Annotated in this window: 15 protein-coding genes; 6 read left to right on the top strand and 9 right to left on the bottom strand. The window is 63.1% G+C overall.

Annotated features, from left to right (window positions below; all coding sequences use genetic code 11):
• Nucleotides 1-14: 14 nt before the first annotated feature.
• The 3 genes from AC57B1_RS38880 to AC57B1_RS38890 form a co-directional block, all read right to left on the bottom strand.
• On the bottom strand, nt 15-218 hold the full coding sequence (locus AC57B1_RS38880) for a DUF1289 domain-containing protein (RefSeq protein WP_091793664.1): 204 nt from the start codon (nt 216-218) through the stop codon (nt 15-17).
• Between the two features lie 157 nt (nt 219-375).
• Nucleotides 376-1,704 carry a phospholipase A gene (locus AC57B1_RS38885; RefSeq protein WP_408353210.1) on the bottom strand — a complete coding sequence of 443 codons (1,329 nt, stop codon included), beginning with the start codon at nt 1,702-1,704 and terminating at the stop codon, nt 376-378.
• A 275-nt stretch (nt 1,705-1,979) separates the two neighbouring features.
• The gene (locus AC57B1_RS38890) at nt 1,980-3,284 is read right to left on the bottom strand and encodes an Nramp family divalent metal transporter (RefSeq protein ID WP_408353212.1); all 1,305 of its coding nucleotides are present in this window, start codon (nt 3,282-3,284) and stop codon (nt 1,980-1,982) included.
• A gap of 509 nt (nt 3,285-3,793) precedes the next feature.
• On the opposite strand from AC57B1_RS38890, the gene AC57B1_RS38895 reads away from it, so the two are divergent.
• The 4 genes from AC57B1_RS38895 (at nt 3,794) to AC57B1_RS38910 (ending at nt 7,897) form a co-directional block, all read left to right on the top strand.
• A complete protein-coding gene (locus AC57B1_RS38895; protein ID WP_496420314.1) occupies nt 3,794-4,894 on the top strand; it encodes a polyamine ABC transporter substrate-binding protein in 1,101 nt (366 codons plus the stop codon).
• Nucleotides 4,895-4,986: 92 nt separating this feature from the next.
• Nucleotides 4,987-6,153 carry an ABC transporter ATP-binding protein gene (locus AC57B1_RS38900; RefSeq protein ID WP_408187583.1) on the top strand — a complete coding sequence of 389 codons (1,167 nt, stop codon included), beginning with the start codon at nt 4,987-4,989 and terminating at the stop codon, nt 6,151-6,153.
• On the top strand, nt 6,150-7,079 hold the full coding sequence (locus AC57B1_RS38905; RefSeq protein WP_091793673.1) for an ABC transporter permease subunit: 930 nt from the start codon (nt 6,150-6,152) through the stop codon (nt 7,077-7,079). The genes AC57B1_RS38900 and AC57B1_RS38905 overlap by 4 nt, the downstream gene beginning before the upstream one ends.
• On the top strand, nt 7,079-7,897 hold the full coding sequence (locus AC57B1_RS38910; protein ID WP_408353218.1) for an ABC transporter permease subunit: 819 nt from the start codon (nt 7,079-7,081) through the stop codon (nt 7,895-7,897). Before AC57B1_RS38905 ends, AC57B1_RS38910 begins: the two co-directional genes overlap by 1 nt.
• Nucleotides 7,898-7,953: 56 nt before the next feature.
• On the opposite strand, the gene AC57B1_RS38915 is transcribed toward AC57B1_RS38910, so the two are convergent.
• From AC57B1_RS38915 to AC57B1_RS38925, 3 genes are all read right to left on the bottom strand, one after another.
• Complete coding sequence (locus tag AC57B1_RS38915) at nt 7,954-9,357, bottom strand: methyl-accepting chemotaxis protein (protein ID WP_496420315.1); 1,404 nt, start codon at nt 9,355-9,357, stop codon at nt 7,954-7,956.
• 438 nt (nt 9,358-9,795) lie between these two features.
• Nucleotides 9,796-10,782 (bottom strand): alpha/beta fold hydrolase, encoded by a 987-nt coding sequence (locus AC57B1_RS38920; RefSeq protein WP_496420316.1) that lies wholly within the window; start codon nt 10,780-10,782, stop codon nt 9,796-9,798.
• A 92-nt stretch (nt 10,783-10,874) separates the two neighbouring features.
• A complete protein-coding gene (locus tag AC57B1_RS38925; protein WP_496420317.1) occupies nt 10,875-12,377 on the bottom strand; it encodes a flavin-containing monooxygenase in 1,503 nt (500 codons plus the stop codon).
• A gap of 145 nt (nt 12,378-12,522) precedes the next feature.
• On the opposite strand from AC57B1_RS38925, the gene AC57B1_RS38930 reads away from it, so the two are divergent.
• Nucleotides 12,523-13,212, top strand: coding sequence for a TetR family transcriptional regulator (locus tag AC57B1_RS38930; RefSeq protein WP_408187579.1), 690 nt, complete (start codon nt 12,523-12,525; stop codon nt 13,210-13,212).
• A 129-nt stretch (nt 13,213-13,341) separates the two neighbouring features.
• Here AC57B1_RS38930 and AC57B1_RS38935 read toward each other — a convergent pair whose 3' ends face one another.
• The 3 genes from AC57B1_RS38935 to AC57B1_RS38945 all read right to left on the bottom strand — a co-directional run bounded on the left by AC57B1_RS38935 (nt 13,342) and on the right by AC57B1_RS38945 (nt 16,361).
• The gene (locus tag AC57B1_RS38935; RefSeq protein ID WP_408353228.1) at nt 13,342-14,532 is read right to left on the bottom strand and encodes a tetratricopeptide repeat protein; all 1,191 of its coding nucleotides are present in this window, start codon (nt 14,530-14,532) and stop codon (nt 13,342-13,344) included.
• Nucleotides 14,533-14,620: 88 nt separating this feature from the next.
• Nucleotides 14,621-15,301: a PspA/IM30 family protein gene (locus AC57B1_RS38940; RefSeq protein ID WP_011488613.1), complete on the bottom strand. Its 681-nt coding sequence runs from the start codon at nt 15,299-15,301 to the stop codon at nt 14,621-14,623.
• Between the two features lie 433 nt (nt 15,302-15,734).
• Complete coding sequence (locus AC57B1_RS38945; RefSeq protein ID WP_496420318.1) at nt 15,735-16,361, bottom strand: hypothetical protein; 627 nt, start codon at nt 16,359-16,361, stop codon at nt 15,735-15,737.
• A 491-nt stretch (nt 16,362-16,852) separates the two neighbouring features.
• On the opposite strand from AC57B1_RS38945, the gene AC57B1_RS38950 reads away from it, so the two are divergent.
• The gene (locus AC57B1_RS38950; RefSeq protein WP_496420319.1) at nt 16,853-19,354 is read left to right on the top strand and encodes a penicillin-binding protein 1A; all 2,502 of its coding nucleotides are present in this window, start codon (nt 16,853-16,855) and stop codon (nt 19,352-19,354) included.
• The last annotated feature ends 218 nt before the right edge of the window (nt 19,355-19,572 follow it).

Here is a 19,572-nt window from a genome sequence, read left to right on the forward strand (position 1 = left end):
AGCGTTCGACCAGTCTATAGCTTGTCGTTCGCGAACCGCATGGCCGTGCCTTCCTGCTCGATGCGGACCCACACGGCGCGCTTTTCCTCGTCGCTCAGGAAAACCCAGTTCGACACTTCAGTGGCGGTGCGGCCGCAGCCTTTGCATACCTCGTCGAACAGCGTGGAACAGACGCCGATGCACGGGCTGTCGGGAAGATCGTGGAGATTCGAAGCCATCGGAAACCTTGGGGCGAAGAAGCGAAGTTCCGCTATGTTAACCGATGCGCGACCTAGGCCGCGCCGTGCGCGAACGGCGTGGCCGCCATTCCCGCACGGTTGGCCGCTTGCGCGGCATGTTTCGCCGCATGTTCCGCAGCGATACGGCTCGCTCGTGTCAGCGCGCGATGCTGTAGCCGATCCGCGCCATCCAGTGTTGACGGTTGTTGTAGTCGAGCAGGTCCTCGCCATAGCCGTTGAAGTAGCCCACCCAGATATAGCCGCCCCACGCGCTGCCCAGCACTTTGGCGAGCGGGTAGGTGAATTGCGTATCCACGCTGCCGTACCAGTGCTTGGTGCCTTTGCGCAGCGTGGTCGCCAGTTGCCAGCCGTCCGGGCTGCCGTATTTGACCAGCAGATCGACGTAGCCGCGATAGTCGGCGATATCGGGGTTGCTGCTCGTGCCGACGTAGTAATAGATTTTCGGCGACACGGTCAGATGGTTAGCCGTCAGATCGCCGAACTCCCAGGTCGGCCGGATAAACGGCATGTTGATGCTGCGCGACGCGTCGCCGGCTCTGCCGTTCGATTCGTGCGCGATACCCGCCGCAAAACCCATGCGGGTGAAGAATGGGCTTGTCCAGCCGGTGTCCGGTACGTAGTAGAACAGTTGCGGCGAGTAGGTCGTGTCGCGGAACGGGCGTGAATCGGCGGACAGATCCCAGATAGAGGTCTGCGTATACGCGAAGTACAGGTTGTCGACAAAAGCCTTCGAGCGCAGATCGTCCGGTATCCGGATGCGGTATTTAAAGCTCAACTGCAGGCGGGCGTTCGTGTCGCCGTTGTGGCCGGCGGCGATGTACATCGGTTCGTAAAAGGAGAGGTGAGAGAACACGCCGCGCCCCGTCGTCGCGAGCGAGTCGCCGGGCGGCGAGATGGCGTCGCCGGTCGGGCCGCCGACTACGGCCGCCGTCGCCGCGGCCTGAGCGGGCGTGGTCGCCTGGCTTTCCGCGCGTTCCGCCTGCGCGATCGCGTCCTGCTGCGGCCCGCGATTGATCACGACGAGCGCGGGCGAGGCGTCGAATCCCACCGGGTCGATGCGTACCTCGCCGCGCGCCGACTCCGGCCAGGGCGCCGAGAAACGCACCTTGCGGAATTGGCCTGGCCGCAGATGCAGCGTGTTGGGCACGCCTGGCTCGCGCTGTAAATCGAGTGGCTGCGGCGACTGCTCGCCTGCACTCAAACTCACGCGAATGGTCGGCGGGACGGTGAGGGTCAAGGACTTGGCGTCGTCGGCGGAGTAGAGCATCGTGATCTGCAGCGGCTCGTTGGCCGCGGCCACTCGAGGCGGCTGCAGCATCGCGACCGTCGCGCTGGCTTCGCCGGACACGACAGCGCCGGTGAGGAACGCAGCGACTAGCGCCGTGCGGGAAAGGCGCGCGATGGGTTGGCGCGTGCGAGAGAGGGCATTGCGGGCAACGCGGTCGATTGAAGCGTCAAAGCGCATAGGCTGTCGTCCAGGAGCAGCGCAACGAGCGAATCGGATGCGGCAGGCGTCTGACGGCGACACATGCAACGCGCATCCGGTCGATCGCGCGGAAGCGCCAAAGCGGCGCAAAAAAGGGCAAAAAAACGGCCGCCGCAAGAAACCCGGCAGCCGAGGTGAAACGGGCCGCACGGCCGGCGCGCCGTACTAACGGGCGGCGTCGCCGGTCATGTTGAGATGCTCAGAAAAATACTTACAAAATCACTTCACCTTCCGCCTGGTCGAGAAAACGTTTTTCAGCCCCCGAACGCCAGTTGCCACAACAAGGCGCCGTTGAGCAGGACAATGAACGCGGCGGACAGCCACGCGAGTGCGAGCGGCAAGCCGCGCACGTGCCAGCCGCGCATCAGCCCGGCGTCCGACGTGTAGCGGATCAGCGGCACGACGGCGAGCGGCAATTGCAGGCTCAGCACCACCTGGCTTGCCACCAGCAATTGATTGGAACCGTGCTGCCCGAACAGCGCGACCGCGAAGAGCGCGGGGCCGATCGCCAGTGCGCGGGTCAGCAGGGCGCGCTGCCAGCGCGGCAGGCGGATGCGCAGAAAGCCCTCCATGACCGCCTGGCCGGCCAGTGTGCCGGTCACGGTCGCACTCAGTCCGCAGGCTAGCAGCGCCGCCGCGAACAGAATGCCGGCCCAGTGCGTGCCGACGAGCGGCGCGATCAGCCGGTGGGCGTCGGCGAGATCGGTCACGTCGCGATGGCCGCTCACATAGAACACCGCCGCGGCCACGATCAGCAGGGCCGCGTTGATCACGAACGCAAACGAAAGCGAGCCGAAGGTGTCGAGATTGACGACGTGCAGAGCGGCCTTGATCTGCGCGTCGCTGCCGTCCGGTGCGTGGTGCTTGACGAGCGCCGAGTGCAGATAGAGGTTGTGCGGCATGACCGTCGCGCCCACGATGCCCGCCGCGAGCCACACCATGCCCGCATTGCGCAGCAATTCGACGCTCGGCACGGTGCCGGCGAGCGCCGCGTGCCAGTCCGGCCGCGCCAGCGCCAGCTGAACCACGAAGCATAGGCCGACGAAGCCGATCAGCGCGGCGATCACCGCTTCGAGCCTGCGCCCGCCTTTGTGTTGGAGCGCGAGCAGCGCGAAGGTGCACACCGCCGACATCAACACGCCTACCGTGAGCGACACGCCGAGTAGCAATTGCAATGCGACGGCGCTGCCGACCACCTCGGCGACGTCGCACGCGATGATCGCGACCTCGCTTGTCAGCCAAAGGAAGAGGGTGCCGCGGCGGCCCGTGCGTTCGCGGCAGATCTGCGCGAGGTCGCGCCCCGTCACCACGCCTAGGCGCGACGACAGCCATTGGAGCAACATCGCCATCAGGCTTGCGAGCAGCACGATGCCGAGCAGACGGTAGCCGTAGCCCGCGCCGGCGCCGAGCGCGGTCGCCCAGTTGCCCGGATCGATATAGCCGACTGCGATGAGCGCCCCCGCGCCGACGAATGAAAACCAGTGCGCCGGACGCGCAGGTCCACTGCCAGGCAGACGCCGGCGGCGGTGGGGTCGCAATGCGGACGGATTGGTGTTCATCGATGCCTGAGGTTCAAGACTGCATCCTCTTGCAAGCCGCGTGCCCGGCGGGCGTGGGGTGGTGACATCGCCGCGCGATTGGCGGCGCGCTGTCACCGGCCATTGAGGACTATTGTGCTCCGTCGAACGCCAATCGGCTCGCGCTTGCCGCAGTTTGGGCGACGCGTATCCGGGCCGCGCCAGGCCGCCTTCAGCCGCGCCCCGTTGCGCGGGCGCGGCGCGCCTTCACGGCGGCGAATCGATGGCGGGATGACAGCGGAATGGCAACGCGATCAGAGCGCAGCCGATACAGGTGTTTTTTTCGGGTAGACACGCGCTCATAACCCGCTAAAATTGCGGCCAATTTTAGAGCGGTGCGGCTTGCGCTGTACCGTTTGCGCGACAGCCCGGTATTTTTTTTGAAGCGCGCAATAATTGATGGTACTTTTCGGGTTTTTCAGGGGAGCCGCGCGCTGTGCCGCGGCGTAGGTGAAGACGGCCGGCTGAACCGGTCAGGATCGGAGAACGGGATGAAAAGACGGGTAGTGGGGCAGGTGGCGGCGCTGGTCTTGTGCGCGACGCCCTGGTTGACGGCCGCTGCGAAAGACACGCAGCTGAACGTGTATAACTGGTCCGATTACATCGCCAAGGACACCATTCCCAACTTCACCAAGCAGTCTGGTGTCCAGGTCAAATACGACAACTACGACAGCGACGACACGCTGCAAGCCAAGCTCCTCACCGGCAATTCCGGCTATGACATCGTCGTGCCGACCAGCAATTACGCCGGCAAGCAGATCGCCGCCGGCGTCTTCGCACCGCTCGACAAATCCAAACTGCCGAACCTGAAGTACCTCGATCCGTCGCTGATGGCGCTCGTCGCCGGCGCCGATCCCGGCAACAAATTCACCGTGCCCTGGGCTTACGGCACGACCGGCCTCGGCTACAACGTCACCAAAGCGCAGCAGATCCTCGGCAAGAGCGTGCCGCTCGACAGCTGGGACGTGCTCTTCAAGCCGGAAAACATTTCGAAGCTGAAGGCCTGTGGCGTGTCCGTGCTCGACGCGCCGGACCAGATGTTCGCGGCCGCGCTGCACTATATTGGCAAGGATCCGATGAGCACGAACCCGGCCGACTATCGCGCCGCGCTCGACATGATGAAGAAGATCCGCCCGTATATCACGCAGTTCAACTCGTCGGGCTACATCAACGACCTGGTGGGTGGCGACGTGTGCTTTGCGTACGGCTGGTCGGGCGACGTCGTGATCGCCAAGCATCGCGCGGTCGAGGCGAAGAAGCCCTATAAGGTCGAGTATTACATTCCGAAGGGCGGCGCGCCGGTGTGGTTCGACGTGATGGCGATTCCGAAAGACGCCAAGAACAAGGACGCCGCGCTCGAGTGGATCAACTACATCGAAACGCCGCAGGTTCACGCCGCGATTACCAACGCCGTCTACTATCCGAGCGCCAACCTCGAAGCGCGCAAGTACGTGGACAAGGACGTGGCGAACGACCCGGCTGTCTATCCGTCGCCTGAAGTCATCAAGACCCTGTTCCTGCTCAAGCCATTGCCGCCGGAAATCCAGCGGCTGCAAACGCGGCTGTGGACTGAATTCAAGTCCGGCCGCTGACCCGCGGCCAGTGTGAACGGGTAAGCATCATCATGAAGCCCTCGGTGTTCACCGGGGGCTTTGTTCGTCAAACGCCGGAGTAAAGCATTGTGATGAGTAGTGACCAGTCGGGCGCGCTGGCAGGGGCCGCCGCGCCGTCCCCGAGCCTGAACGCCGTTACGGGCGACGCCACGGACAACTTCGTCCAGATCGTCGACGTCGTGAAGAAGTTCGGTGAGACCGTGGCGGTCAAGGGCGTCAACCTGTCGGTAAAGAAGGGCGAACTGTTCGCGCTGCTCGGCAGCTCCGGCTGCGGCAAGTCGACCTTGTTGCGCATGATGGCCGGGCTCGAAAGCGTGACCTCGGGCAAGATCCTGATCGACGGTGAAGACCTCGCGCAATTGCCGCCGTACCGCCGGCCGGTCAACATGATGTTCCAGTCGTATGCGCTGTTTCCGCACATGACCGTGGAGGGCAACGTCGCCTTCGGTCTGAAGCAGGAAGGCGTGCCCAAGGCCGAACTGAAGGAGCGCGTGCAGACCGCGCTCGAACTCGTGCAGATGGGCCGCTTCGCGAAGCGCAAGCCGAATCAGCTTTCCGGCGGCCAGCAGCAGCGCGTGGCGCTGGCGCGTTCGCTGGTCAAGCGGCCCAAGCTGTTGCTGCTCGACGAGCCGATGTCCGCGCTCGACAAGCAGATCCGTCAGCGCACCCAGATCGAGCTGGTGAACATTCTCGACAAGGTCGGCGTGACTTGCGTGATGGTCACGCACGATCAGGAAGAGGCGATGACCATGGCGGGCCGCCTCGCGGTGATGAGCGAAGGCGAGATCATTCAGCTCGGCACGCCGCACGAAGTCTACGAGTATCCGAATAGCCGCTTTTCGGCGGAATTCATCGGCTCGACGAATCTGTTCGAAGGCCATACGGTCGAAGACGAGCCCGATCACGTGTTCATCGAAACGCCCGATCTGCCGTGCCGCCTGTACGTGAGCCACGGCATCACCGGTCCGCTCGGCATGCCGGTGACGATTTCGGTGCGCCCCGAGCGCATCGCGCTCACGCGCAAACCGCCGGAGGGTGCGTACAACTGGGGCAAGGGTGTCGTCACGAATATCGCTTACATGGGGGGCTATTCGCTCTATCACGTGAAGCTCGACGCCGGCAAAACGGTAATCGCGAATGTGACGAGCCTCGCGCTGACCGAGATCGATCCGCCCACCTGGGGCGACGAAGTGTACGTGCGCTGGAGCGCCTCGGCCGGTGTGGTGTTGACGTCATGAAGCGCTCGTTCAATTCCTTCGCCACCTGGCCGGTGCGGCGCTTCAACCTGACCGGCCGCACGGCGGTGGTGGCCGGGCCGTTCATCTGGCTGCTGCTGTTTTTCCTCGTGCCGTTCCTGCTGGTCGTCAAGATCAGCTTCGCCGATTTGCAGCTCGGCATTCCGCCGTATACGGAGTTGACCAAATTCGCGGACGGCGCGGTTCACATCACGCTCGACCTGTCGCATTACGCGTTTTTGCTGACCGACAGCCTCTATTTCGCGACCTACGTGAATTCCGTGGTGGTGGCCGCGATCTCGACGCTGCTGTGTCTGCTGATCGGCTATCCGATGGCGTATTACATCGCGCGTTCGAATCCGGCCAGCCGCAATCTGCTGATGATGGCCGTGATGCTGCCGTTCTGGACTTCCTTCCTGATTCGCGTGTATGCGTGGATCGGCATCCTGAAGAATAACGGCTTGCTGAACAACTTCCTGATGTCGGTCGGGTTGATTCATTCGCCGATCGAGCTGTATCACACGAACACTGCCGTTTATATCGGCATGGTCTATTCGTATCTGCCGTTTCTCGTCATGCCGCTGTATGCGCATCTGGTGAAGATGGACATGACGCTGCTGGAGGCCGCCTATGACCTCGGCGCGAGGCCGTGGAAGGCGTTCTGGCAGATCACCTTGCCGCTCTCGAAGAACGGCATTATCGCCGGTTGTTTGCTGGTGTTCATTCCGGCGGTGGGCGAGTACGTGATTCCCGAATTGCTGGGCGGCGCGAATACGCTGATGATCGGCCGCGTGATGTGGAATGAGTTCTTCGACAATGCCGATTGGCCGATGGCGTCAGCCGTGACGTGCGCGATGGTGTTGTTGCTGTTGGTGCCGATGGCGTTTTTCCAGTACGCGCAGGCGAAGGCGATGGAGGAAAGGCGCTGATGAAGCCGAACCGGATTTTGCAGTTCGTTGCCCTGGGGATTGGGTTTCTGTTTCTTTACATACCGATCGTCAGTCTGATTGTGTATTCGTTCAACGAATCGCAACTGGTCACGGTATGGACGCGCTTTTCGACGCGCTGGTATGCGGCGTTGCTGCAGGATGACGAACTGATCGCGGCCGCGTGGCTGTCGCTGCGGGTGGCGTTGTTGACGGCGTTTGCTTCGGTGATCATCGGTACGTGGGCGGGGTTCGTGCTTGCGCGCATGGGGCGCTTTCGCGGCTTCACGCTGTATACGGGCATGATCAACGCGCCGTTGGTGATTCCCGAGGTGATTCAGGGGATTTCGTTGCTGCTCCTCTTTATCGAAATGGCCAAGTGGTTGGGATGGCCGGCCGGACGTGGCATTTTCACGATCTGGATCGGGCATGTCATGCTGTGTATTTCCTATGTGGCGATCATCGTGCAGTCGAGGGTGAAGGAGTTGCATCCTTCGCTGGAAGAGGCGGCGTTAGACCTTGGGGCTACACCGTTGCGGGTGTTTTTCTTCATCACGCTGCCGTTGATTTCCCAGGCGCTTGTGTCCGGTTGGTTGTTGTCGTTCACTTTGTCGATCGACGATCTGGTGCTGTCGGCGTTCCTGTCCGGGCCTGGTTCGACGACCTTGCCCCTGGTCGTTTTCTCGCGCGTCCGGTTGGGGCTGAATCCGGAGATGAATGCGTTGGCTACGCTGTTTATTGCGGTGGTGACAGTTGGGGTGGTGCTCGCCAACTATTTCATGCAGCGGGCCGAGAGGAAGCGGGCAGTCATGGCGGTTTAGAGCTTAGGGTGGAGGTTGGGTGTGTCCGCAACGGACCGGCCACCCAACCGGTAACCTCAAACCTTGTAGCCGATCCGAACGCCGCCCCAATGCCGGCCTCCGACAAAAACCGGCGCGGAGGCGTCCTTCATCAGCACGAACTCCCCGCCGCCCATATCGCGCCGATAGGTTTGCAGCAAGAACGGCTTCGTATGCGAGGCGGCGGCGATCCCGGTACGATCATCGAACATGCGCCGGTTACGGCAATTCGCCATATTCCAGACCACGTCATCACGCTGCGGCAAAGAGAACTTGAGATTGTGCGTTGGCAGATAACCGCGCAAATCGATCGCCGCACAAAACGCCACTCGCGGATCGAGATCGAGCAAAGGCTCCTGAATAGCCGGCAGCACACGGTCGGTGAATGCGGTAAACCGCGTTAAAAACTGCGGCGGATTGCTCCCGGCCACCGGCACATAGCGCTGATCGAACAGATCCTCGATCGACACTTCACCGCGCGCGACGGCTGTTTCGAATGCCTTGCTCACGGCGGCCGCCGCCTTCTGCACGGCTTCGATAAACCGCGTATCCGCCGTTTCCACACCCGTCGCGGCAGTCAGTTCGATCAAGGTTTCGGATACGCCGAGCAGATTCCCCAAACGGTCCTTCGCCTGCACGAAGTTTTCGCTCGAATCCTCCACGCCGCTCGCGATTTCCAACACCTGCGCCTCGAGCCCGTCGCATTGCGTTTCAATCTCGCCGGTCAACACGGCGATCTGTCCCGCTTCCGTGTTCAGATGCGCGATTGCATCGCCGGTTGCATGCACGACGTCGCCGATCTTCCGCGTGCCTTCCCGCACGCGATGTGCTCGCTCGGTGTTGGCGGAACCCTCCGTGATCAACTGCTCGGTCTGCTGCGTGAGTTGGGCGAGCGTCGTCTCGATCTGCCCCGTGGCCTGCGCGGTTTTCGCCGAGAGGTTTTTCACCTCGGCCGCCACCACCGCGAAGCTCTTGCCGGAATCGCCGGCGCGCGCGGCTTCGATCGCGGCATTCAGCGCGAGCAGATGCGTCTGGCGGGCGATCAGCGAAATCTCCTCGGATACGCGGCTCACATGCGCCAGCGCGCTGCGCAACGCGCCGATCTGGCTTTCGATCACCGTCACGCCTTCCACGAGTCCATGGATGTCGGCCAGTGACGCTTCGAGCGTCTGCTGCGAATCCTGCACGCCGGTTGCGGCTTCGGCGGATACATGGCTCATTTTCCGCGCGGCTTCGGCAATGCGGTGATTGCCCGCGAGCGTCTGCGCTGCCGACTCGCGCAGCGCGCGGCATACGTGCGCCTGGCGCTGCACGCGCGCGGCCACTTCGTCGACGTGGCCCGATACGTCGCAGATCTCGATGCCCAGCTTGCCGGCTTGCGCGGCAATATCGCCGACGACCGTCTGCGAACGGGCCGGCCGGCGAAAGCTGAAACGCGTCATGGTCGTCTCCTGGATGGTGTGCTTGGCGCATTCAATCGACACAATCATCCAATACGGATGCAGCGTCTTCCTCATGCATCTACGGCAGACTTACAGTCGACTTGATACGGGGTATCCCGCAGTCGCTATCATGTGCGGTCAAATCGCGATCCGCAGCTTCACCGCAGACCTTTCTTTCTCTTACCAGCAACCATGATCGACTCCTTCGCGCGCGTTTCGGCTTGGCAACAGCTCTATCATCTGTGGGAGCTGATCGTCATGCTCTGCAAATTTCTGTGGGGGCTGTTGCTTCTGCTCGGCGGTGGCTGAGCGCGCCGGCGCGGTACAAGAGAAGGGCGTGCAAAAAAAGGCGTGCGAAATTCGCGCGCCACGGCCGCGCGCGAATTATCGATTGAAGGAGTCAGCAGGGAAAAACTGCGGGACTGAAAAAGCGCCGGATCATACCGGCGCGCGATACGTGCCTTCGTCAACCGGAAGACCCGCGCGAGGCGTGCCGAGAAACGCGCGCAGATCGGCCATGACGCGCTCCGGCGCTTCTTCCATGGGAATGTGGCCGAGCCCCGCATACATGACCGATTTCGCGCGCGGAATGCGGCTCGCGAATTCAGCCGCATGCGCCGTCGGAATCCAGCGATCCTTCGCACCCCATAGCACCAGCGCCGGCACGTCCAAGGTCTTCAGCACGTCCGTGTCGACTTCCTTGAAGTCGAGCGTGGGCACCATCTTGCCGATTGCTTCGCGCGTGCCTTCGCCGTGGAAGAACTCGACGTAGCGGCGCAGCGTCACCGCGTCGATCTTGTGCGGATCGCCATAGACATTGCGCACCGCGCTTTTGATGATGGCCTCGGGCAGCCACCACGGCGAACTGACCCGCACCAGCGCGCTATTGAACAGGCCGATGTAAATCGGCAGCTTCATCGGGAAGCCGGCCGAGTCGATCAGCACGAGACGTTCAACGGCTTCGCGATGTCGAACCGCGTAATCCCACGAGATCAGCCCGCCGAGTGAATTGCCAATGAAGGTCGCGCGCGAGACGCCGAGTGCCTGCAAGAACGTGTCGATGAAACGACGATAGGTCGGCAGATTCATCGTTTCGATTGCGCCGCTGCTGGAACGCAACGGTCCTGTCACGCCGAACGGCGGCAGATCGAGGCGGATCACGCGATACTCGCGCTTGAGTTCGTCGGCGACCCGATTCCATGTATGCAGCGAAGACGCGAAGCCGTGGATCATCACGATGATGTCGCCGCTGCCTTCGTCGACGTAATGCACGTCGGCGCCCATGATCTTCACGAATCTGGAGCCGCTTTGCGTGTAGCGCCGCCGCAGTTCTTCGCGCGGCACGCTGGTGATGCCGAGGCGCGCGGCGAGCGAGCGCGACGGCAACGGGTTGGAGGCGGACGTGCTGGAGTCGATGCTTGCCATGGTTGTTGTCTCCCTTTTGGTTCGATTGGCTTCGAATCGGATTGCATCGGCGGCGTCTCACTCTCCCAGTCCATCAGCCACCGCTCATGTCGTCAGGGCGCGAAGCGATAGTCGTGCGGACGCACGCGCCGGGTGCGTTTGCGAAAGCTGAAAGTGAAGCCGGGCCACAACGCGGTGACCTTGCCGCTTCGGGTCTGATACCAGCTGTGACAGCCGCTCACCCATACGGAGTGCTGCATGTCCTTCTGCAAACGCGCGTTGAACTCGCGCTGCACGTCGGGCCGCAGAGTCATCGTGCGTGCCTTGCGGCGCCGCAGTACGCGCAGGCAATCGGCGATGTACTGCACTTGCGACTCGATCATGTAGATCATCGAGTTGTGGCCGAGCCCGGTATTCGGGCCGACGATCATGAAGAAGTTCGGGAAGTTCGCAATGCTGACGCCGAGGTAGGCCTCCGGTCCGTCGCGCAGCCATAGGGCGCCGAGATCCGCACCGTCGAGGCCGGTCACGTCGAAGGGCGCGCCGACGTCGTTGACCTGAAAGCCCGTGCCGCAGATGATCGCGTCGGCGCGATGATGCGCGCCATCTTCGGTCACGATACCGTCGGCGACGATCTCGCGAATGCCGCTCGTCACCACGTCCACGTTCGGCTGGCTGAGCGCGGGATAGTAGTCGCTCGAAAGCAGCACGCGCTTGCAGCCGAGCCGGTAGTTCGGCGTCAGCCTGGCGCGCAGTGCGGGGTCCTTGACGCGCCGTTCGAGATAGCTCAAGCCGAACTTCATCGGCACTTTCATCAGTTTCGGATTGACCACGAACGCGATAGCGCGCGATTCGAGTTGCCAGTAGATCGCGCTGCGCACGAAGCGCTGCGTGAACGGCAGATGCCGGAACAGCCACTGGGCGCGCGCGTCGATCGGCTTGTCGGGTTTGGGCATGACCCATGGCGCGGTGCGCTGGAACAGATCGAGGTGCGCGACGCGCGGCTGGATTTGCGGCACGAACTGGATCGCGCTTGCGCCGGTGCCGATTACCGCGACGCGTTTGCCTTCGAGCGGATACGCGTGGTCCCAGCGCGCCGAATGAAACAGCTTGCCTTCGAAGCGTTCGAGCCCCGCGATTCGCGGCATGGCCGGGCGCGACAGCGGGCCGCTCGCGGCGATCACGACGTCGGCTTCGATGCTTTCACGCACGCCATTCACATCGAGCTCGACGCACCAGACCTGGCGCGCTTCGTCGAAACGCGCCGCGCTCACGCGCGTGTTGTAGCGCACGTAGCGGTCCACACCATATTTGCGGGCGCAATGCTTCAGATAAGCGAAGATCTCGGCCTGGCCGCCGAACGCACGCGACCACGCCGGATTCGGCTCGAACGAAAACGAATAGAGATGCGAGGGCACGTCGCAGGCCGCGCCGGGGTAGGTGTTGTCCCGCCACGTGCCACCGATATCGCCGGCAGCCTCGTAGATCGTGAACGAGGTGATGCCCATGCGTTGCAGGCGAATCGCCATGCCGATGCCGGCAAAGCCGCTTCCGACAATCGCGATGCGTGGCGCGGCAGGTGGGGCGGCAGGCGGGGCGGATGAGGCAGGCGTCACGGCGGTCTCCGGCATGGGGCGAATTGCATGCGTATACAGATGTCTACTTCAGCATAACGCGCAGGGTAGACAACTGTACACTTCGCGTCAAGATCGTTTAGAGTGTTGCTATTAAACGCGCGTGACGCGCCTCGATTGAATCCACATGACATCCGTACCCGAAGCGGCGTCCACCGCCGAGCATGGCATTGCCGCGGGGCAGGAATTGCCGCCAGGCAAGCGCAAACTGATCGAAGCCGCATTGCGCCTGACCGCGGGCGGCCGCGGTTTTGCGAGCTTGGGTTTGCGCGAACTGGCGCGCGAGGCCGGGCTCAACCCCAACACGTTCTATCGTCATTTCAACACGCTCGACGATCTGGCGCGCGAAGCCGTCGAATCGGTGAGCCGCCGCTTGCGGCCGATGCTGCGTCGCGAGCGCTGGCTCGCTGCGCACGACGAGCCGCATAGCGTGCCGCGCCGTGCCTGCGTCGCGTTCTTTGCGTTCGCGCTGGAGAACCGCGAGGCGTTTCTAAGCGCGCTGGCCGAATATCATGGCACGTCGAGGGCGTTGCGCGAGGCCGTGCGTGCGAACCTGCACGAGGTGTCGGCGGAAATGGCCGACGACGTCGTGCAACTGGACCTGATGCCGACGCTCTCGCGCGAAACCGTCGACGAGGTCTGCACGCAGACCGTGCTGCAACTGTTCCACTTGTCGGCGGAGTACATTCATGCGGACAGCGCACGCCGCGATGCGCTGGTCGCGTATGCGGAGCGTTTTATCGTGAGGTTGTTCGCGGGTTCGGTGTTGCTGGCGCAGCATGAGGCGGGCAGGGCGCCTTTTTCGATGCGCGCATGAAGGCGGAGGTTTGAAGCCCGAAGCCTGAAATCCGAACCGTAGCGCCATAACGGAAACAGGCTCCATGAAGGAGCCTGTTTTCATCCACGCATGCCTGCGCGACTGATTGAATCTCAGCGGCGACTGCGCTCAGGTGTCGTTCCAGCCGCCGGAGTCGTCGTTGCTGCCCATATCGACGCCGCCGCTGTTGTCGCTCCAGTCGTTCGAGCCCTGGCCAAAGTCGAGGCCACCGCCATTGCCGCCGTCATTGCCACGGCGGCGCGCTTCGTCGTCGACGACCACGTCACGCTCCACCACGCGCTCACGCCCGGAATTCAGCGCTTCACCGAGCAGCACGCCAGTCAGCAGGCCGCCCATGCCGCCGCCAAAACCGCCGCCGCCTTGCTGCACGATGACCTGCGGTTGTTGCTGATACGGTCCTTGCTGCGGATAGGGCGCTTGCGGCGGATTGCCGAAACGTTCGGCTTCCTGCGCATACGGCGACTGTTGCGTGCCGGTGGCCGGCGCGGCATACGGATCGGGCTTGCCATCCACCCGTGCGCGCAGACTGCCGAGGCGTTGTTCGAGTTCGTCGAGCTGATACGGCGGCACTGGACTCTTGCTGTTCGAAAGGGATTCGACGAGGCCGCGCAACTGGTCTTCGGTCGCCTCGACTTCCTTTTCCAGCGCCTCATGCCCTTGCACCGTGGAGAGCTTCACGTCGAGCTTGAGCGAACGCACGGTGTTGAGCATTTCAGTGGCGCGCTTGAGTTGCACGCGACGATCGTCGTCGGCGCGCGTATCGCCCTGCGTACGGGCGCGACGCAAGGTCCAGCGCAGCACGAGCGCGATCACGCCGACGAGGACAAGGATGCCGATCCACATGCCCATGCCTGGACCATGCCGTTGCGGCGCTTGCGACATCATGGCCGACTGCTGCTGCACGGCGGGCGCGGTCTGCTGCACGAACGGGTTGGCCGCGTGGCTCGTGGTGTTGCCGGCCGCCGCGCCCGCGCGTTCCGCGTCCTTGCGAATGCGTGCTTCGGTTTGCGCGAAACGGGTCGGGTCGGTGAAGCGGATTTGCGGGTCGAGGGTCTTGGCCTGTTGCACCTGCGCGAGGGCGTCGGCGGAACGGCCTTCACGGTCGAGCACCTGGGCGTACAGATAATGCGCGCGCGCATTGTTCGGATGCGCCTGCAGCACTTCGCTCAGGCCGGCGTCGGCTTGCTGCCAGTTGCCTTGCGACATGGCCGATTCGATCTGCTGAACCGTCGGCACGGCGAACGCCGCAGCCGACACGAACAGCAGTGAGGCAAACGCGGTTGCGAGGAATTTTTTCATTTACGGACCGGGCGCGCTGCGCCCGTCTCCTTCAGTCGTTTCCGGCGGCTCACACAAGGGCCGCCGGTATGTACTGCTGCCGACGCAATTACTGGGCCGGCGTGTTGATCTGCTTCTTCAACGCTTCGAGACGATCTTCGACGGACGGACCGCGGTTCAGATCCGCGAGTTTGTCGTCGAGGGCCTTGCCACTCTTCACGTCGGCCGAATTCAGGCGCGCGTCCGAACGCGCATTCGACAGCGCAACCTTGTCTTCCAGCTTCTGGAAGTCCTCGGACAGATTCTTGCCGCCGATGCCGCCCAACGCCGTAGCCGCGACATCTTTCGCCTGAGCGATCTGCTGCTTGGCTTGCAGAATGTTCGAGCGTGCGTTCAGGTCGTTGCGACGGGTACGCATGTCTTCGATCTGACTCTTCAGCTGTGCCACCGACGGCTCCAGCGTGGTCAACTCTTTCGCCAGCGCATCGCGTTCGGCTTCGGCCGTGGCTTGCGCGCCGAGGGCTTCACGCGCGAGCGCTTCGTCGCCTGATTGCAGCGCGCGTTTGGCGCCGTCTTCGTACTTCTTCGCCTTGTCCGCTGCAACATCGCGCTTGCTTTGCTGCGTGGCCACTTGCGCCTGAATCTCGATCAGCGAGTTCTCGGCTTTGGCGATGCTCTCGTCGAGTTCGCGCACGATCTGGCGCGAGTCGCGCGACGGATCCTGCACGGAATCGGCTGCGTCGTTCAGGAGACCTTTGAGCGTGCGCGAAATGCTGTCAAAAAGCGACATGAAAACCTCCAAAGAATGTAAACGGCGCTGAATAACCCCGCGCGCCCAACTGCATTCAACTGCTACTTTACGCCGCTGCGCGCGAAGCTGCGCAACGTTCGGACCGGAGTTCGGGGCACCCGCACCGATTGCAATAGCGGCGGCGTAAATTGTCCCATTCGATTGTCCGATTCGAATATCGAGCGGCGAGTTGTTCAATCGTTAAATCGCGCGGCGCGTCAATCCGACGCTCGCGGATATTACACCACGTGCTCTCTTAAAACCGCCTTAAAGGGAGCGATGACAGATTCGCCAACCTCGGCACATGTGTATTGCGGAAAGGGCTTGCTGAAAGGATTTGCCGAAAGCTCGCGCATTCGAATGAACGGACATGTAACGATATGCGACGGTAACGTGCCGACTGGCATGGCGCGACAGGCATCGCACCAGATGATCAGGCGAAGCGGCCGCCCTTCGTGCTCGGATCACCGAGTGGATCGTCGTCTTCGTGCGCGCTGTCGAGGCGAGGGCGTTTGAGCACGCTGCGCAATTGCGCTTCCGGGTCGGCCGATTCAGGCGCGGAGCCTTGCACCGAAGCCGCCTTGGCCGCTGCCACGCGCGCGACTGCTTCCGCGGTTGCCGCGGTTTCCTCGTCGATTTCTGCGGCGAGGGCGGCGGCGACGCCCGCCGGGAGCAAAGGCACGGGTTCGCCTTCGACTGACGCGGGCGGCAACTCACTCGCGGCCGGCCTTGCCGCAGCGGAGCCCGCGTCGCCATGCGCGGACCCGCCGGTTGCGCCATCGACACGCGTTTGCAGGGCCGGCGGCAGCGCGGCGCGTGCATGCCGCGTGCCGCGCGCGACCCGTTGCAGAGCGGCGTCGAGCGCGTCTGGCGCGCGTGGCGCGCGCAGCCGGTCGACGATGCTCGCCGCCTTCACCTGTTCGCTAGTCGCGCCGAAGCTCAGCACCGCGCGCCGCATCAGCTCGCTGACGCTGATGCCCAGATTCTCCGCGGTGGAGGTGATCGCGCGTTTCTGCGCGGTGGTGACGAATACGACGATGCGTTCGCTGGGCTTGTTCATGGTCGGCTCGCATACTTGTTGGCATGGGCGGTTCAAAGCGGGCATTTGGCGGACGCCGCGGCGCGCGCACGTGTTAGCGCGCGCGGAGTCCATCATATGACGAGTTGCTCCGATGCGGAACGGGCGCGACGTGAAAATCCCGTGACATCAACGAGTTGTAGCGTTTGCGGGCGGCTTGTCCACAGGCCTTTCAACATTTTCTGTGAATAACTCCAGCGGGGCGCAAAAGCGCTCATATCACTGCCCGGAACTACAGACTCCTTTCGCGCGAAGGGAATTCTTACAAAAAAACTAACTTGGAGCGCGCGCGATTTCTTTTAAAATGCGCTGTTACGTTGCGCCGGACAGGGTCCGGGCATGCCGTGCGGCCGGCCGGGGGCAAAGGGCCGCGCGGTGGTTTGCGCCTCAGGCTACGCTGCTCGATCACGAACCATGTGCGCGCCATGAGCGCGTGCAGAAAGGCGTTCAGTCATGCGCCCACTATTCCAGTCATGCCAATCATCAAACGACCGCATTCATCCAATTCTCCGTCTGGTGAAGACCGGGATTCCTACCAACGCACGCCAGGTCGCAATGCCGCTTCGCGCGACGCCGAGGCCGGCCGCCGTTCAATCGGCGCAACCCTCGCCATCTGGTTCGCCGGCCTGATCGCGACTATCGCGGTGGTGGGCGCGCTGATCATCGGCTATGCGCTGGTGGTGATGGGGCCGCAACTGCCGTCGCTCGACGCGCTGACCGACTATCGACCGAAGGTGCCGCTGCGCGTCTACACCGCGGACCATGTGCTGATCGGCGAATTCGGCGAGGAGCGGCGCAGTCTCGTGCGCTTCCAGGACATTCCCGATCAGATGAAGAAAGCGGTGCTCGCGATCGAAGACTACCGCTTCTACGAACACGGCGGCGTCGACTTCATCGGCATTCTGCGGGCGGGTGTGTCCGACCTTTCGCACGGCGGCGCCTCACAGGGCGCGAGCACGATCACCATGCAGGTGGCGCGCAACTTCTTCCTCTCCAGCGAGAAGACCTACACGCGCAAGATCTACGAAATGCTGCTCGCGTACAAGATCGAACGCGCGCTGACCAAGGATCAGATTCTCGAGCTGTACATGAACCAGATTTATCTGGGCGAGCGCGCATACGGTTTTGCCGCTGCCGCGCGCGTGTACTTCGGTAAGGATCTGAAAGACATCACGCTCGCGGAATCGGCGATGCTGGCCGGTTTGCCGAAGGCGCCATCCGCGTATAACCCGGTGGTGAATCCGAAGCGCGCGAAGATCCGTCAGGAGTACATTCTGCGGCGCATGCTCGAGCTGAAATACATCAGCCAGGAGCAATACGACCAGGCGGTGAAGGAAGAGATCCACACCAAGAATCCGGGCAACGAATATAGCGTGCATGCCGAGTACATCGCCGAAATGGTCCGGCAGATGATGTACGCGCAGTACAAGGACGAAACCTATACGCGTGGCCTGAACGTCACCACCACGATCGACTCCGCCGACCAGGACGCCGCCTATCGCGCGGTGCGCAAGGGCGTGATGGATTACGAGCGGCGCCATGGCTATCGCGGGCCGGAAGGCTTCGTCCAACTGCCCGCGCCGGGTGACGACCGCGATCAGACGATCGACGACGCGCTCACCGATCACCCCGATAACGGCGAGATCATCGCCGCCGTGGTGACGGACGTGAATCCGAAGCAGGTCAAGGCGCAACTGGTGGACGGCACGCAGCTCGCGATCAGCGGCGACGGTCTGCGGTTCGTCGCCGGCGCATTGAGCGCGCGCGCCACGGCCGCCACGAAGATCAAGGTCGGCTCGATCGTACGCGTGCTTGCCGACGACAAGGGCAACTGGCAGATCACGCAACTGCCGCAGGTGGAGGGCGCGCTGGTGTCGCTCACGCCGCAGGACGGCGCGATTCGCGCGCTGGTGGGCGGCTTCGACTTCAACAAGAACAAGTTCAACCACGTTACGCAGGCGTGGCGTCAGCCGGGTTCGAGCTTCAAGCCGTTCATCTATTCGGCGGCGCTCGACAAGGGTCTTGGACCGGCCACGATCATCAACGACGCGCCGCTCTATTTCCCGTCGAGCACGCCGGGCGGCGACGCGTGGGAGCCGAAGGACGACGACCAGCCTGACGGTCCGATGCCGATGCGTCTCGCGTTGCAGAAGTCGAAGAACCTGGTGTCGATCCGCATTCTGTCGTTCATCGGCACCAAGTACGCGCAAGACTTCGTTACGCAGCGGTTCGGCTTCGACGCCGACAAGACCCCGCCGTATCTGCCAATGGCGCTCGGTGCGGGCCTCGTCACGCCGTTGCAGTCGGCGGGTGCGTATTCGGTGTTCGCGAACGGTGGCTACCGGATCAATCCGTATCTGATCAACGAGGTGACGGACGCGCGCGGCGAGCCGCTCTCCAAAGCGCAACCGCTCACAGCCGGTCGCGATGCGCCGCGTACGCTCGAGCCGCGTAACGCGTTCATCATGAACAGCCTGCTGCATTCGGTGGCGACGGCGGGCACGGGTGCCGGCACCAACGCGCTGCATCGTTCGGACTTGCAGGGCAAGACCGGGACGACCAACGACGCGAAAGACGGCTGGTTCGCCGGCTATCAGCAATCGCTCGTGGCGGTAGCGTGGATGGGTTATGACCAGCCGAAGACGCTCGGCAGCCGTGAATTCGGTGCGCAACTGGCCTTGCCGATCTGGGTGGAGTACATGCAGCGCGCGTTGCGCGGCGTGCCGCAGAGCGAGCCGGCGCAGCCGGACGGCGTGACTTCGGTCGACGGAGAGCTGTTCTATACGGACATGACGCCGGGCAATGGCTTCGTGGCCAGCATCGGTCTCGATTCGGCGAATCCGACCGCGGGCGTGAGCGACGCGGTCGGCGGCGTGGGACCCGCGGGCATGACACCGCCGGTCGTGCCACCGCCTAGCGTTTCGTCGAACGAGAAGAAGCAGATCATGGATTTGTTCGAGTCCAACAAGCCCTGATGTCCCGCAAGGGGACGTTCAGTGGGGCGCAGCAGGCGTGTGCGGGCCGCATGAGCACGGCGCAGTCCGCGCACGCAAGATTCTGAAAGTGCGGGGAAGCGGCGCCTGGCGTCGCTTTCGCTCCGATTGCCCGGTAGCCCACCCGGCGGATTGTGTGCGCGGCACGCGCAGTGTGTTTTAATCACGGCTGCGGTGCATTTATCAAGGGTCCTAAAGGA

Source organism: Paraburkholderia sp. BGA-UO-ETr-F21, assembly GCF_059567925.1.

Coding starts and splice junctions, on each gene's coding strand:
- AC57B1_RS38880 (WP_091793664.1), bottom strand. CDS start 218: ATGGCTTCGAATCTCCACGATCTTCCCGACAGCCCGTGCATCGGCGTC.
- AC57B1_RS38885 (WP_408353210.1), bottom strand. CDS start 1,704: ATGCGCTTTGACGCTTCAATCGACCGCGTTGCCCGCAATGCCCTCTCT.
- AC57B1_RS38890 (WP_408353212.1), bottom strand. CDS start 3,284: ATGAACACCAATCCGTCCGCATTGCGACCCCACCGCCGCCGGCGTCTG.
- AC57B1_RS38895 (WP_496420314.1), top strand. CDS start 3,794: ATGAAAAGACGGGTAGTGGGGCAGGTGGCGGCGCTGGTCTTGTGCGCG.
- AC57B1_RS38900 (WP_408187583.1), top strand. CDS start 4,987: ATGAGTAGTGACCAGTCGGGCGCGCTGGCAGGGGCCGCCGCGCCGTCC.
- AC57B1_RS38905 (WP_091793673.1), top strand. CDS start 6,150: ATGAAGCGCTCGTTCAATTCCTTCGCCACCTGGCCGGTGCGGCGCTTC.
- AC57B1_RS38910 (WP_408353218.1), top strand. CDS start 7,079: ATGAAGCCGAACCGGATTTTGCAGTTCGTTGCCCTGGGGATTGGGTTT.
- AC57B1_RS38915 (WP_496420315.1), bottom strand. CDS start 9,357: ATGACGCGTTTCAGCTTTCGCCGGCCGGCCCGTTCGCAGACGGTCGTC.
- AC57B1_RS38920 (WP_496420316.1), bottom strand. CDS start 10,782: ATGGCAAGCATCGACTCCAGCACGTCCGCCTCCAACCCGTTGCCGTCG.
- AC57B1_RS38930 (WP_408187579.1), top strand. CDS start 12,523: ATGACATCCGTACCCGAAGCGGCGTCCACCGCCGAGCATGGCATTGCC.
- AC57B1_RS38935 (WP_408353228.1), bottom strand. CDS start 14,532: ATGAAAAAATTCCTCGCAACCGCGTTTGCCTCACTGCTGTTCGTGTCG.
- AC57B1_RS38940 (WP_011488613.1), bottom strand. CDS start 15,301: ATGTCGCTTTTTGACAGCATTTCGCGCACGCTCAAAGGTCTCCTGAAC.
- AC57B1_RS38945 (WP_496420318.1), bottom strand. CDS start 16,361: ATGAACAAGCCCAGCGAACGCATCGTCGTATTCGTCACCACCGCGCAG.
- AC57B1_RS38950 (WP_496420319.1), top strand. CDS start 16,853: ATGCCAATCATCAAACGACCGCATTCATCCAATTCTCCGTCTGGTGAA.